We start from the raw sequence: 14,327 nt of genomic DNA on the forward strand, positions 1-14,327 counted from the left end.
AACAGGACCTCCACAGCTATTCAGTTTGTCGGCGCGCTACCTCGATTTCTCCAGTAGCACCAATCGTTGCTTTGCCTGCCATTCCTGATCTGGAAGCTTGCCGGCTGAGGCGTCCAGAAATTTGTGATAGTAGGCGGCTGCCTGCTTCTTGTCGTGAAGCGTATCGTAAGCCGTGGCCCATAGGAAGAGAATTGTTGGCGAATCCGGTAAATATTTTGATCGGGCTGAAAGGGCTTGCAGCGTAACCGTCGGCTGATGCAATTCAAAGGATGCAAACGCTACGCCATTCCAGGCGTCTCCGTTCGTCTCATCAATCCGCGCGGCCCGCTGGAAAAGGGTAAGCGCTTCAGCGTAGTTATGAAGGCGGATCAGGTTTTGTCCATGACCGACAAGCAAATCCGCGTTCTCGGGATTTGCAGCGAGTAGCCTGACGTACAACTTGTCCGAGGCTTCGTACTCTCCTGCATCCGCCTGCACCTGCGCCAGCATTTTGGTGATTGTCACATCTTGAGGGTGCTTGTCATGGAAACCCTGGAGGAGAGGAAGCGCATCCGTTTTATCTTCCGCAACCAATACAGCTGCCAGTTGTGCGGTCAGCGCAGGGTCGTCGGGGGACTTCTTCAAGGCCGCCTGCAGCATCTCTTCCGCTTCAGGATACTTCTTCTGCACAATCAGCAGATGCGCAAGGCCAGCCTGCGCAGCGCTCGAGTCCGGATCGTTCTTCAACAACCGGCGATACGCAGTCTCTGCGCCCGCCTGGTCATTGTTCATCTCTGCCAGATGCGCCGCCATCACAGTGTCCGCTGCAGTTTCCGGAGATACCTTGAGAGCTTCCAGCAGATCGATCGAGGCCTGCGCCGCGTCGGGCTTGCCGTCGATCCCCGCTTCGTCGATTTGCGCCAAGGCACGCCACGCCTTCGCTTTTACCGCTGGCGCGGGAGGATCAGGAGTCAACGTCGTGGCCACTTCCAGTGCCGCACGCGCTTCGGCTGGCTTATTTAACCTCGCTAGGAGCAACCCCAGCGATATCTGCGCTTCAAAGCTTTTCGGATCCGCCACCGTCGCCTTGCGGTACAGGCCAACAGCGTCGTCGTTGCGACCCTGCGCATCCGCGATGTAGCCCGCGTCAAACAGCGCGCGAGCATCGCCGGGATGGCCGGCGAGCCACGTGTCCAGCACCGTCTCAGCCGTCTTCCAGTCGCTCTTGACCATGGCCGCTTCCGCCTTGGCCACCTCGGACGACGTTATTTCAGCGGAATCACTGGCAGCAGGCTCTTTGGGTTTGTCCAGGGAAGAAGATTCCTGCGCGCATGCGGGAGTGAGAAGAGGAAGCAACAGAAAGAGAGCAAAAGCGAAACGACGCACACAAAACCTCATCTCCAGTTTATCGGGCCAGGAAGCCTGAAACGGATATGAAGATTAGACGGCTCGAATGATCCGCCGGAATCAGGTTTTTCCCTCTGACCAGGTTGAAATGAGTCCGCTACAGCACCTCTCGGAGCCACTTTCCGGTGTGCGAATGCAGATTCGCAGCAATCTCCTCGGGTGTGCCGACAGCGACGACCCGACCTCCGCCGGCACCGCCTTCCGGGCCCATGTCGATGACCCAGTCGGCTGACTTGATTACGTCCAGATTGTGCTCGATGACGACCAGCGAGCCACCGCCGTCGATCAGTTTGCGCAATGCCGTCAACAACTTGGAGACATCGTCGAAGTGCAGGCCGGTCGTCGGCTCGTCGAGAACGTAGAGTACGCGGCTCACGCCCGAGGTGCGGATGTTCGCATTCGACGCTCGCACTTGGGCAAGATGCGCGGCCAGCTTCACACGCTGGGCCTCGCCCCCCGAAAGCGTCGTGGCCGACTGGCCCAGTCGCAGATAGCCGAGGCCGACCTCGTCGAGTACCGCGAGCCTGTCCAACAGGCGGGGCAGGCCGACGAAGAAGCGCAGGGCTTCCTTCACCGTGAGGTTAAGCACTTCGTGGATGTTCTTGCCCTTGTACTGCACGGCGAGAATTTTCGGCTGGAACCGGGTGCCGTTGCAGTCTTCGCAGGGCAGCTCCACGTCGGCCAGGAACTGCATCTCGACCGTCACGGTACCGTCGCCTTCGCAGGTCTTGCAACGTCCGCCGGGGATGTTGAAGGAGAAATGGCCGGGCGTAAGTGATTGCTTTTTCGCGTCTGGCTGTGCGGCAAAAAGCTCACGAATCAGATCAAATGCCTTGATGTAAGTGACTGGATTGGAACGAGGTGTGCGCCCAATCGGCGTTTGATCGACAAGCACTACGTCGTTCAGTCGCTCAGCGCCTTTGAGATCCTTGTAGAGTCCGGTTGGATCTGCGCCTTCCGTCTGGCCAAGGGCGCGAGCGAGAGCGCGATAGAGAACCTGATGCACCAGCGAAGACTTACCTGAGCCGGAAACTCCAGTGATCGCAACCAGCATTCCTAGTGGAATCTCAACATCGACGTTCTTCAGATTGTTGGCGCGGGCTCCGCGCAGGATCAGCTTTTCCTTGCCAGGCTCGCGGCGGCGTGTCGGAACCGGAATGCTCAACTGGCCGGAAAGATAGCGGCCTGTCAGCGAATTCGGGTTCGCGAGGATTTCTTCAACTGTGCCTTCAGCCAGCAGTTTGCCGCCGAATTCGCCGGCGCCTGGGCCGAGATCGAGCAGGTGATCTGCGGCTCGAAGTACATCTGGATCATGTTCGACTACCAGGATGGTGTTGCCCAAGTCGCGCAGATTCTTGAGGATACGGATGAGACGATCGGTATCGCGCGTGTGCAGCCCGATGGATGGTTCATCGAGTACGTAAAGCGCGCCAACCAGCCGCGAGCCAAGCGAAGTCGCGAGCTGGATGCGCTGCGCCTCGCCGCCGGAGAGGGTGCTGGCCAGGCGGTCGAGCGTGAGGTAATCGAGACCGACTGCATCTAGAAAACTAATGCGTTCGCGCACTTCTTCGAGAATCGGACCAGCGATTTCCGTCTGCATTGGGCTCAACTTGAGCTCCGAAAAGAACTTGAATGCGGCAGCGATGGTCAACGCAGCGGATTCACAGATGTTTCTGCCACTGATGCGGACGGAGCGGGCTTCGGCGCGTAGGCGCTGGCCGCGGCACTCGGGGCAGGTGGCATAACCTCTGTATTTCGAGAGCATTACGCGGACATGAAGCTTGTACTTCTTGCGCTCCATCTCCTCAAAAAATCCATACACCCCCAGAAATCCAATGTCCTTTTTGCCGTACAGAAGGGTCTCGTGCTGCTCGGGTGTCAGATCCTGCCACGCCACATCCATGGGAACGCTGAGGGCTTTGGCCTGACGCTTGAGATCGGTGAACCAGGTCCGGTACTTGGGGCGATTCCACGGATCGATGGCTCCGTCGTTGAGGGATAAGGACTTATCTGGAATCACCAGGTTCAGGTCGAAGTCGATGGTGTTGCCGAAGCCCTGGCAGCGGGGGCAGGCGCCGAAGGGATTATTGAATGAGAAGAGGCGCGGCTCCGGTTCCTGACCGGGGCGGTGGCAGGTGCGGCACTCGTAAGCTGTTGAAAAGCGGTGCCTTGTGCGTTCCGCACCGGTGTCGTCGCGGGGCACTTCTTCGTAGATGATCTCGCCGCCTTCGCGGTAGGCAATCTCGGCGGCGTCCACGATACGGGCGCGATTTTCTGCGGAGACTACGATTCTGTCGACGAGAACGAAAACCGGGAGCGAGAAGTCCAGGTCGAGCAGCGATTCCGGGCTGGAGAATTCGAAGATCTGGTTGTGCTGGTATAAGCGATTGAATCCATTGGCTCTTAGCTCTACGAGCCGAGATTTCATAGCTTCGGATAGTGGCGAGGGGTCCACTTCCGGGACCTGCTTTGCGGCTGTCTTGCGGGGGCGCCTGGCAGGCGCTGTAGCCTTCGCATCTTCTTTGGCTTCAATGGCTTGCGAGCGGACGGGGAAGATGGCGTGCAGGCGCGTGCCTTCGGGTAACGCGAGAATCGACTCTGCGATTTCGTCGACCGAGTCGCGGCCTACTAATCCGTCGCAATGGATGCAGTGGACGGTGCCGCAGCGGGCCCACAGAAGTCGCATGTAATCATAGATTTCCGTCGCTGTGGCTACGGTTGAGCGGGGATTTCTCGTGGTGTTTTTCTGCTTGATGGCGATGGCAGGAGCGAGGCCGTCGATGAGGTCAACATCTGGCTTTTCAATACGTTCCAGGAATTGACGGGCGTATGCGCTGAGACTTTCGACGTAGCGGCGCTGGCCTTCGGCGTAAACGGTGTCAAAGGCTAAGCTGCTTTTTCCTGAACCACTTACGCCGCTGACAACGGTGAGTTTCCCATGGGGAATGTCGCAGCTTATGTTCTTTAGATTGTGTGTCCGCGCGCCGCGGATCTGGATTGCATCGTTCGACATTTGACCTTTGGGACTGCCGGATTGCGTTGAATTATGGTCCGTTTCGCTAAGATGATTGCAGGGACCCAAACACAAAAATCCAATCCTGATTATAGGCTTTCGCGAGTTTACGCGTGGGAGCCGCGTCGGGGGTTGCGCAATAACTGTTCGATGCTGCGCAATCGGCGTCCAGGCGTGCGCAATGCCGGCAGGATTGGCGCGCAATGCGGTTCGAACGATTGCGCAATCGAACTGCGGAAAAACAAGGAGGGAAGAGCGATGGGCAGGAAGAGACAGGTTGCAGTGGAGACGGTGCAGTACACCCAAGGGGAATTTGTCACCCTGATCGAGGCGAGGTCGGTTCGTCAGATCTGGATTGAGACGAAGGGTGCCGAATTTGAGATATGGGCGGAGCTAATCTCCGGCGTGCGTGTGCAGATGGTGACGGCTCACCGGAAGAGTTTGCGGAGATTCCTGAATCCCGCGGCTGCGCTGACGACGCTCAGGCGGATGGGTGTGACCCGGGCGGAGGTGCGCATGGAAAAGTGGGACCTGGATGCGGCGAGCCTGTCGATGCGGATGCGGCCGGATGTGACGGCGCGGCGACTGCGGGAAAAGCGGATAAAAGAGAAGGTGTACTTCCCGGATCGCGGTCCGGAGCCAGCGGAGGCTGACCGGAAAGATCAACTGCAAAAGCTGATGATTACCATCATGAAAACGGCACGCCGACAGGCACAGATGTAGTAAACGCAGGGGAGGGTTCTTCGGAACCCTCCCTCGTATCACCCATCTGGAGAGACGGAGCTGTCCGCCGCCACACAATGACTAAGCAGCCAACAAGCCCTCTGTCTCTAACAATGCGCGGACTCGGGAGCGGATATCATCGCGAACCCGGCGTACCTCATCCAGCGGGCGACCTTTGGGGTCGGGCAGGGGCCAGTCTTCTCTGCGAAGGCCAGGCACGTAAGGGCAGTTCTCGCCACAACCCATGGTGATCAGCAGTTGCGCCCGCTCGGCGAGTTCTGTCGTGAGCTTCCGGGGCTGAGCCTTGCTGAGATCGATGCCAGCCTCGTTCATTACTTCTAAGACTTCAGGATGGACTCGCGGACCTGGCTCTGTCCCTGCGGATACAGCGGTAGCTTTCGATGGATCGGCAAGCTGATTGAAGAAAGCTGCCGCCATTTGCGAACGACCGGCGTTGTGTACGCAGGCGAAGATCACTTTGATCATCCGTTCTCCTGGGGTGTTGAGAAATTTGTTGCTTTGCTCGTGCCGACGTTGAGGAATTCACGCATGATCGCGAGCAAGTCGATTGTTGCGAGGGGAAGTGCAAGCACGAGCGGTCTCCCGTTCCTTAGCATTTGCTCATGCAGCGGAGAAGAACTTTCTTGTGCGGCTGCATAAAGCTTGCTCAGCAATCTTGGATCAGGCCATGGGTTTCAGCGCGTAGACCTTGACGCTTGCTGCAGCCGCGTTTACGTCGTATTGCGAGAGGAGAGTCGTCAATTGCTCATGCAGCGATGGCGAGGCGGCGGGAGTGCAGCAGGACTCTGGAACGACCTGAAAAGGGTTGTTGGCATCCATGCCGGGAGAGCAACATGCGGACTGGTTCTCAACCTTGGCATAAGCATTGAGGTCGGCCCCGCTGTCCACGATTTCGACGTGTTGGAATCCAGCTTCGAGCAGTCCAGCGCGGTAGTCGTCAATGCGAATCGCTCCAGCGATACAGCCGACGTAGGCTGCCATGCTGTTCGCAACGGCATCGGGAAGATCGTGCTTGAGCGCGATATCGCTGAGCGCTACGCGTCCGCCTGGTTTGAGTACGCGGGCGATCTCGCGGAATACGGCAGGCTTGTCGGGGGCGAGATTGATGACACAGTTTGAAATGATGCAATCCACGGAGGCGTCTGGAAGAGGAATCCTGTCGATGGTGGATTGGTAGAACTCGACGTTTGTATATCCAGCCTTTTTTGCGTTGTCTTTTGCGCGCTCAATCATGGCTGTTGTCATGTCGATGCCGATGGCGCGGCCTTCAGGCCCGACCATCTTGGACGCCAGAAACACATCGAGGCCGCCGCCTGAGCCAAGGTCGACCACAACTTCTCCTGGGCGTAGATGCGCTGTTGCTGTGGGGTTGCCGCAAGAGAGGCCCATGTTGGCCTCCGCCGGAATCGAGGTCAATTCCTCTGCGCTGTAGCCGAAGGCCTCTGCGACGGCTTTCACTCCTGCGTGGTCGCTGGATAGCGTACTCTCTGCAACTGCTCCGTACTTCGACTTGACAGACTCCAATAGTTGCTCTGACATCGATGCCCCCTCATATCTGCTTAGGCGACTATATGTCTTGCACTCGTATACGTCAAGGCGTATAAGTTAGACATGGCTGCAAGAAAGACATATGACACGGAGCGATTCTTTCAGGCGCTCGGCGACAATACCCGGCTGCGCTTACTCAACCTGATGGGCGAACAAGAGATTTGCGTTTGCTACTTTGTCGAGATTCTGGGTGGTCCTCAACCAAAGATCTCCCGTCATCTGGCGTATCTGCGCAGCGCAGGAATTGTTGAGGCTCGCCGGGAAGGGAAGTGGATGCACTACCGCATCGTCATGCCGCCACACATCGGGGCTGCCCAGGTTTTGCGGCAGACTCTCAGCTGGCTGAAAGAGGAAAAAGCTATGCAAGCGGATCGGGCTAAGCTCACAAAGGCCTGCTGCTCACCTTCCCGGTACGCACTTCTTGAAGGTGCACCGCTTCCCATCACCATCAACGAAGTTTGCTGCGAAGGGTGCTGATGTCTGCTTCTCCTGTGACACACGGCCAAGTCTGCGCACCGGCTGCTCGGAAGAAACTGTCCTTTCTCGACCGCTTCCTGACGCTCTGGATCTTCCTTGCGATGGCGATTGGGGTTGCGGTCGGGCATTTTGTTCCTTCGTCCTCTGATTTTGTGAACCGCTTCCAGAGCGGTACGACGAATATTCCGATTGCAATCGGCCTCATTATCATGATGTTTCCTCCGCTGGCGAAGGTTCGCTATGAAAAGCTTGGCGAGGTCTTCCGGAACAAACGTGTTCTTGGACTTTCGCTCGTGCAGAACTGGCTGATCGGTCCGGTGTTGATGTTTCTGCTGGCGATCCTTTTTCTGCGCGGTGAACCGGCTTATATGCGCGGCCTGATTCTGATCGGAATCGCGCGCTGTATCGCAATGGTTCTGGTGTGGAATGAACTTGCGGATGGCGATACGGATTATGTTGCCGGCCTGGTTGCGATCAACAGTGTGTTCCAGGTGTTCTTTTACAGCTTGTATGCGTGGGTGTTTCTCACGGTTCTGCCGAAGTGGTTGGGGCTTCAGGGCAGCGTCTTACCGATCGGGATCGGTCAGATTGCCAAGAGTGTGGGACTGTATCTTGGGGTTCCGTTCGTGGCTGGATTTCTGACGCGCTTCGTTCTGATCCGGTGGAAGGGAGAGGCGTGGTATCGGACGCGCTTTGTGCCTCGCATCAGTCCGCTCACGCTTGTGGCATTGCTCTTCACGATTCTCGTGATGTTTTCGCTGAAAGGCGATCTAATCGTGCGCCTGCCGCTCGACGTAGTCAAGATCGCTATCCCGCTCGTTATCTATTTTCTGGTGATGTTTCTCGTCAGCTTCTGGATGGGAAAGAAACTGGGTGCCGACTACGCTCAGTCGGCGACACTTTCGTTTACCGCTGCTGGCAACAATTTCGAACTGGCAATTGCGGTCGCGGTTGCGGTGTTCGGGCTCAAGTCGGGAGAAGCATTCGTGGGCGTGGTTGGGCCGCTGATCGAAGTTCCGGCGCTCATTGGTCTCGTCAGGGTAGCTTTCTGGATACGGGGCCGTTACTTCGCCGGAGAAGCTTCGGCAGTGCGCATTCATGCCGGTGATTGAAGACTCTTTCAGAGGCAAAGTGCGCGGGGCGCGGTAGATCCGATCGATGCAGCGGACCGGCGGCCCTGGGGATGGGCGCCGGTGCGCTGCTGGATGGTTTAGAACTGCGTGTAGTCCATGCCGTCGAGGTCTGCGATGAGGCCGGGGCCGGTGGGCTTCCAGTTGAGCTTCTGCTGGGTGATGGCGCCTGAGGACGGCATATCGTGCGCGGCGAAGCGGCCGAGCCAGCCGAAGTGGGTGTCTGCCTCTTCGGGCTTGATGCTCACAACCGGGACTTTGAGGCCGCGGCCAAGAGCTTCCGCGATAGCTTTCATGGAGATGCCTTCCTCGTCGACGGCATGGTAGATTGCGCCGGGTTCGGCCTTCTCGAAGGCGAGATGGTAGAGCCGCGCTACGTCGGAGACGTGGGCGGCGGGCCAGCGATTGCTGCCGTCGCCGATGTAGGCGGAGACGCGCTTTTCGCGGGCCGCTGCGGTGATGTAGGGAACGAGGCCTTGCTTGCGGGTGTCATGCACCTGCGGCAGACGGACTACGGTGGTGTTGACGCCGCGAGCAGTCAGTTCCTTCATCATCGCTTCTGAGGCTGCGCGCGGATTCCAGGAGGTTATTGGACCATCTTCGGTGGATGGCTTGCCGTCCACACTCGCTGCGATTGCTGTGCCTGAGGTCATGATGAAGGGACGGTCGGAGCCGATGAGGACTTCGCCAATGGCTTCGATCGCCTTGCGGTCGTCGTCGCAGTTTTTCTGGAACTGCGAAAAGTCGTGGTTGAAGGCAAGGTGGATGACTCCGTCGGAGTTGGCTACCCCGTCGCGCAGGCTGTCCAGGTCCTCGATGTTGCCATATTTGACGTCGGCGCCTACGGTACGAAGTGCTTCGGCGCCTGCCTCGGAACGGGTAAGCCCGAGGACGCTATGCCCGGCTTTGATTAACCTTGGAACGAGTGCCGAACCGATGAATCCTGATGCTCCGGTGACAAAGATACGCATGATGTGTCTCCCTTAAGTGGACTGCGGCCGTGTTGGAAAGGGCCAACTTATGCCGTCCCATAGTAGATGGGCTCAGTACGCGGACGATCTATACTGAAAGTCCGTATGATCGGTTCAATCGTCCTGCCGCCACACAATTCGGAGCCTCAAAGGTCGGGTCGACCGCTTTTGCAGCTGAACCTGGAATCGGGTCAGCGGATGGATCCGCTGTCGGAGGTTCTGGCGCTGATGAAGCCGCAGCTCTATGTCGCTGGAGGGTTTGCGGTGCTGGGCGACATGGCCATTCACTTTCCGAAGCATAACGGGATCAAGTGCTATGCAGTGCTTGCGGGTGAATGCTGGTTGGTGGTGGAAAGTGTCGCAGAGCCGGTGTTGCTGCGGGCTGGAGACTGCTTTCTGCTTCCGCGTGGACTTCCGTTCCAGCTCACTACGGACCTCTCGCTCGAACCGATGCCCTATGCTGAGGCCTTTGCGCGGCTCGGCGTCCGGAGCGAGACACCGGAAGTCACGGGTGCTGCGCGGTACATTGCCGGCGGCCATTTTAAGCTGACGGGCGGCCATGCGGAGATGCTGCTTCAGGCGTTGCCGCCGATTGTTCACATCCGTCGTGAGTCGGATAAGGCCGCGATGCGCTGGTCGCTGGAGCGGATGCGTGAGGAGTTGCGCGACCCGCAGCCGGGCAGCTCGCTGATTGCGCAACAGCTTGCTTACATGATGCTGATCCAGGCGCTGCGGCTGCACCTGGCGGATGGGGCGAGTGCTGGCCGCGGCTGGCTCTTTGCGCTGGCTGACAGACATATGAGCATTGCGATTGCCAGCATGCATTCTGATCCAGGCTATGGCTGGACGTTGCAGTTGCTTGCGGAACGCGTGGGCATGTCGCGGTCGGTTTTTGCGCTGCGTTTTCGCGAGACGGTGGGTGTCACGCCGATGGAATATCTCACGCAGTGGCGGATGCTGTTGGCTGCGGATCGTTTGAAGAGTACCTCGGATGGTCTTTCTGCCATTGCGCAGTCGTTGGGCTATGAGTCCGAGAGCGCTTTCGGCAAGGCTTTTCGTCGCGTGATGGGATGTTCTCCGAGGCAATACGCGCGGTCGGGGACGGTCTGTTCGATTCCTGCCAAGCGAAGTTCTAAAGATCACACGCGGGAGCTCGTGGCAGCAGGGTAGAGCGACCAAAGTTATGCCCTTTTTCAAATGTTTACATCAAGCAGGCGGCCCATTCCATGGTTGGAATGGGCCGCCTGCTTGTGCTGTTGGGACGCTCTATTGAACGGTTACGGTTATTGTCCGGACAGCCGATTGAGAGTAACCTGTTGCGACCGCGATGAACTTGAGAACTGCGCTGGTCGAGAAGGTGATGGGGCCGGTGTACTTCGTTGATGCTGTGGTGGGCGTTGAGCCGTTGGTGGTGTAGTAGACGGTTGCTCCGGTAGTCGCTTCGCTGATGGTTACGGTCTGTGTTGCGACTGGTGTGGCGGCTGGTGGAGTTGTGATTGTGTAGATGGCCGTACCGAGTGCCGACTGGGTGAATCCGGGGGCGATTGCGATGGCTTTGATGGTTTCTGTGGCGGTCACCGAGATAGGCAGGCTGTACTGTTTTGAGGCGGTGGTCGGTGTGGTTCCGTCGAGCGTGTAATAGATTGCCGCGCCCCGTGTGGTGTCGCTGAGCGTGACTGACTGCGTGGTTGAGTAGCTGCCTCCTGGCGGTGTGAATGTTGGTGTTGCGGTTGCTCCTGTGCCGGTGATGGTGAGGGTGACGGGAACGACCAATCCCTGATCGCCTGCATTCGAGCGGAAGACGACTTCTCCGACGTAGGAACCGGCTGCAAGCGTGACTGCCGGGTTCACGGTGACTGTCACGGAAAGAGGGGTGGCGGCGCAGCAACCGAAGGAAGATGGGGTGATGGTGAGCCAGTTGCCGCCGGTGGCGCTGGTGGCGACTCCTGTGAAATCGAAGGCGGCGGCTGTACTGGCAAGGCTGATGACCTGTGCTGCCGGATTGCTTCCACCAAAAGACTTGGCGAATGACAGAGCGGGAACTGGCTTGAAGACATTTGCTCCGACGACATAGCTGACCGGGATGGTTTGGCGGTCTGTTCCGTTGCTGAGAAGGATGGTTCCGTTGAAGATTCCGGCAACGAGCCCTCCTCCGGGCAGGCTGGCGGGCTTTACGCTGACGGTCAGATTCGACGGCGCGGTCCCTGTGGCCTGCGAGAGGGCCAGCCATGCGCCACCGTCTGAAGTGGTTACCGTAGCACCCCAATTGAGTGTGCCTGCTCCTGCGTTCCGGATGGGGACTGTTTGTGCCGCGGGGGCGGTTCCTGAGGTTGCCTGGAAGAAGCTGATGCCTCCGGGCAGGTCGTCAAAGAAGGTTGCTGTTGGCGGGTTAACGGTTAACGAGACGGGGACAACGATGGATGGGCTGCCTGCGTTCGATTTCACGATGATCTCTGCGGTGTACGTGCCGGCCGCGAGGGTGACTGCGGGGTTGGCACTCACGGTGATGACCTGAGGAGTTGCAGCACAGCAGCCGTAGGAGCTGGGAGAGATGACCAGCCAATTGCCGCCGGTGGAACTTACCGCTGCAGCGCTGAAATCAAATGCGGCTCCAGTGCTGCTGACGGTGATCACTTGCGGAAGCGGATTGGGTCCGCCGAAGAGCTTGTTGAAGTCGAGTCCATTGATCTGGCGGAAGACGGAGTCTCCGACGATCATGGTTACCGGTATGGTGACGCGATTGACTCCATTGATGAGCGTGACCTGACCGGTGAAGGTGCCGGCGGTCAGTCCGCCTCCTGGAAGTTTCGAGGTTGTCACGGCGACGCTGGGAGTTGAGGGCGCGGTTCCGCTGGCGGGAGAGATGGTCAACCATGCGCCGCCGTCGGCGGTGCTGGTGGTGGCGGTCCATGTGAGTGTGCCAGTTCCCGCGTTTCTGATTTCGAGGGGCTGCGGCGGAGGATTGGCTCCCTTGGTGACCATGGAGAAGGTCAACTGTCCGGGCAGAGTGTCGAAGAAGGTTGCGGTTGGCGGCTGAATGGTCAGCGTTACCGGTACTGTCAAGGATGGGCTGCCGGCATTGGCCTTTACGACGATTTCTGCCTGATAGGTGCCTGCTGCCAACGTGACGGCTGGATTGACGGTGACGGTGATGGCCTGCGGCGTTGAGGCGCAGCAACCGTAGGACGCGGGTGTGATGGAGAGCCAGCTGCCTCCGGTGGAGTTGACCACAACGGCATTGAAATCGAAGTCCGTGCCTGTACTGGCAACTGTGAATACCTGCGGCAGTGGATTGGCTCCGCCGAAGACCTTGGTGAAGTTGAGGGGGTTGATCTGGCGGAAGACTCCTGCGCCGACAACCATGGTGACTGGAACGGTCACCGATCCCGTAGTTGTCTGGAAGGCTACCTGTCCGACAAATGTTCCGGCTACGAGCCCCTGGCCGGGCAGGTTTGCCGGTGTCACGGTGACTGTCAATGTAGCGGGTGATGTGGTTATGGTTCCGCTCGCGGCACTGATCGTCAGCCATTTGCCTCCGTCCGCCGTGGTTGTTGCGGCAGTCCATACCAAGCTGCCGGTGCCGGCGTTTCGCAACTGGAGAATCTGTGGGGGCGGGGCTGTGCCGGCGGTTGCCATGGAGTAGTTGAGAGCGCCGGCGATATCGTCAAAGAAGGCTGCGGTCGATGGATTGATGGTGAGCGTGACGGGAATACTGAGCGCTTCATCGCCGACATTGGACCGCACGAGGACTTCTGCCATGTAGGTGCCTGCAGCGAGGGTAACGGCCGGGTTTACGGTGAGGGTGATGGCCTGCGGAGTGGCAGCGCAGCATCCGTAGGAGGCTGGGGTGATCGTGAGCCAGCTGCCGCCGGTTGAGTTGAGCACTGCCGCGCTGAAGTCGAACTGCGAGCCTGTGCTGGCGACGGTGATGACCTGTGAGACGGGGTTGGCTCCTGAATAGGCCTTGGTGAAGCTGATCGGGTTGATCTGGCGGAAGACGGAATCGCCAACCTGCATTGTGACTGGAATGGTTATCGTGTCGCTGGTGGATTTCAGGATGATCTGCCCTGTGAAGGTTCCTGCGGTCAATCCGAGACCCGGGAGTTTTGCGATATTGACGCTGACGTTCGCTACGGAGGGCGCGGTACCGCTTGCGGCTGCCATGCTGAGCCAGGCGCCGCCATCGGATGTGCTGACGGACGAGGTCCAGGCCAGCGATCCGGTGCCGGCATTGCGAATCGAGATGGTTTGCGCGGGGGGCGCGATGGAGTTTGTCTGCATAGTGAAGGTCAAACCTCCGGCCACCTGATCGAAGTAGGTGTCGGTGGTTGCGTGGACCGTCAGGCTGACGGGAATCGTCATGGTGGTGGTGCCTGAGTTGGACTTGACGAGGATCTGGCCGGTGTAGGTACCTGCGGCCAGAGTCACTGCGGGATTTGCGGTTACGGTGACTGTGGTCGGGGTTGCAGCGCAGCATCCAAAGGAGCTCGGCGTAATGGTCAGCCAGGCGCCGCCGGTGGTTGCCGTCGCGGTGGCATTGAAGTCAAAGGCCGTACCTGTGCTGGCGATCGTGATGACCTGAGGAAGAGGGTTGTCGCCCCCAAAGGTCTTGCTGAAACTCAGGGCCGGTACTGGCTTAAAGGTTTGCGCGCTTGCGGAAAGCGGCAGGGCCGATGCAACGGCGACCAGGCACATGAGCCATGCCCACCAGCGGAAGCCGGTCGTGGCGCAAGAACTTTGACCTGACTGTTTGCCCGCATTTCGGGTTTCTTTCGAAGGCAGGTGCACGATTGATTCGTGTGGAAGCTGATTCGTCGCCGTCGCCATACTAGTTACCTTCCTCTTTCGCAGACATGGGTCCAGGCCTGGTCGCATCGGGGGAAGCTGTCAGCCCTTACCTCTCATTGCGCAGGGAATCTCCCGGAACTGTCATTGCGCAGGGATTTATTTCACGATTCCGGATTTTGCCTCGCGGCTGGTTATTCACAGGCTTTTAGGCCTTGGGGTGTGTCGTCGACCGGGTAGCAGGATCGGGGTCCTGACGGCGGCGTCTCTGGT

The 14,327-nt window shown here is 58.7% G+C and carries 10 protein-coding genes; 4 read left to right on the forward strand and 6 right to left on the reverse strand.

What is annotated here, in order from left to right:
- Positions 1–36: 36 nt before the first annotated feature.
- Both AC5S27_RS12410 and uvrA read right to left on the reverse strand, forming a co-directional pair.
- Positions 37–1,365 (reverse strand): tetratricopeptide repeat protein, encoded by a 1,329-nt coding sequence (locus AC5S27_RS12410; RefSeq protein ID WP_493934869.1) that lies wholly within the window; start codon positions 1,363–1,365, stop codon positions 37–39.
- 118 nt (positions 1,366–1,483) lie between these two features.
- The gene (uvrA, locus tag AC5S27_RS12415) at positions 1,484–4,399 is read right to left on the reverse strand and encodes an excinuclease ABC subunit UvrA (protein ID WP_493934870.1); all 2,916 of its coding nucleotides are present in this window, start codon (positions 4,397–4,399) and stop codon (positions 1,484–1,486) included.
- A gap of 258 nt (positions 4,400–4,657) precedes the next feature.
- Between uvrA and AC5S27_RS12420 the strand changes: the two genes are divergently transcribed.
- Positions 4,658–5,122, forward strand: a complete 465-nt coding sequence (locus tag AC5S27_RS12420; protein ID WP_493934871.1) for a hypothetical protein — start codon at positions 4,658–4,660, stop codon at positions 5,120–5,122.
- 81 nt (positions 5,123–5,203) lie between these two features.
- Here AC5S27_RS12420 and AC5S27_RS12425 read toward each other — a convergent pair whose 3' ends face one another.
- Both AC5S27_RS12425 and arsM read right to left on the reverse strand, forming a co-directional pair.
- A complete protein-coding gene (locus tag AC5S27_RS12425) occupies positions 5,204–5,608 on the reverse strand; it encodes an arsenate reductase ArsC (protein ID WP_493934872.1) in 405 nt (134 codons plus the stop codon).
- 195 nt (positions 5,609–5,803) lie between these two features.
- A complete protein-coding gene (arsM, locus tag AC5S27_RS12430) occupies positions 5,804–6,682 on the reverse strand; it encodes an arsenite methyltransferase (RefSeq protein WP_493934873.1) in 879 nt (292 codons plus the stop codon).
- Between the two features lie 72 nt (positions 6,683–6,754).
- Between arsM and AC5S27_RS12435 the strand changes: the two genes are divergently transcribed.
- Positions 6,755–7,168: an ArsR/SmtB family transcription factor gene (locus tag AC5S27_RS12435; protein ID WP_493934874.1), complete on the forward strand. Its 414-nt coding sequence runs from the start codon at positions 6,755–6,757 to the stop codon at positions 7,166–7,168.
- The gene (arsB, locus tag AC5S27_RS12440) at positions 7,168–8,280 is read left to right on the forward strand and encodes an ACR3 family arsenite efflux transporter (protein WP_493934875.1); all 1,113 of its coding nucleotides are present in this window, start codon (positions 7,168–7,170) and stop codon (positions 8,278–8,280) included. Before AC5S27_RS12435 ends, arsB begins: the two co-directional genes overlap by 1 nt.
- A gap of 98 nt (positions 8,281–8,378) precedes the next feature.
- On the opposite strand, the gene AC5S27_RS12445 is transcribed toward arsB, so the two are convergent.
- On the reverse strand, positions 8,379–9,269 hold the full coding sequence (locus tag AC5S27_RS12445; RefSeq protein WP_493934876.1) for an SDR family oxidoreductase: 891 nt from the start codon (positions 9,267–9,269) through the stop codon (positions 8,379–8,381).
- Between the two features lie 198 nt (positions 9,270–9,467).
- Here AC5S27_RS12445 and AC5S27_RS12450 point away from each other — a divergent pair, with 198 nt between their 5' ends.
- The gene (locus tag AC5S27_RS12450; RefSeq protein WP_493934877.1) at positions 9,468–10,439 is read left to right on the forward strand and encodes an AraC family transcriptional regulator; all 972 of its coding nucleotides are present in this window, start codon (positions 9,468–9,470) and stop codon (positions 10,437–10,439) included.
- A 96-nt stretch (positions 10,440–10,535) separates the two neighbouring features.
- Here the strand turns inward: AC5S27_RS12450 and AC5S27_RS12455 are convergent, their stop codons facing one another.
- The gene (locus AC5S27_RS12455) at positions 10,536–14,096 is read right to left on the reverse strand and encodes a chitobiase/beta-hexosaminidase C-terminal domain-containing protein (RefSeq protein ID WP_493934878.1); all 3,561 of its coding nucleotides are present in this window, start codon (positions 14,094–14,096) and stop codon (positions 10,536–10,538) included.
- Between the last annotated feature and the right edge of the window lie 231 nt (positions 14,097–14,327).

It is taken from the genome of Acidicapsa borealis (assembly GCF_059115245.1).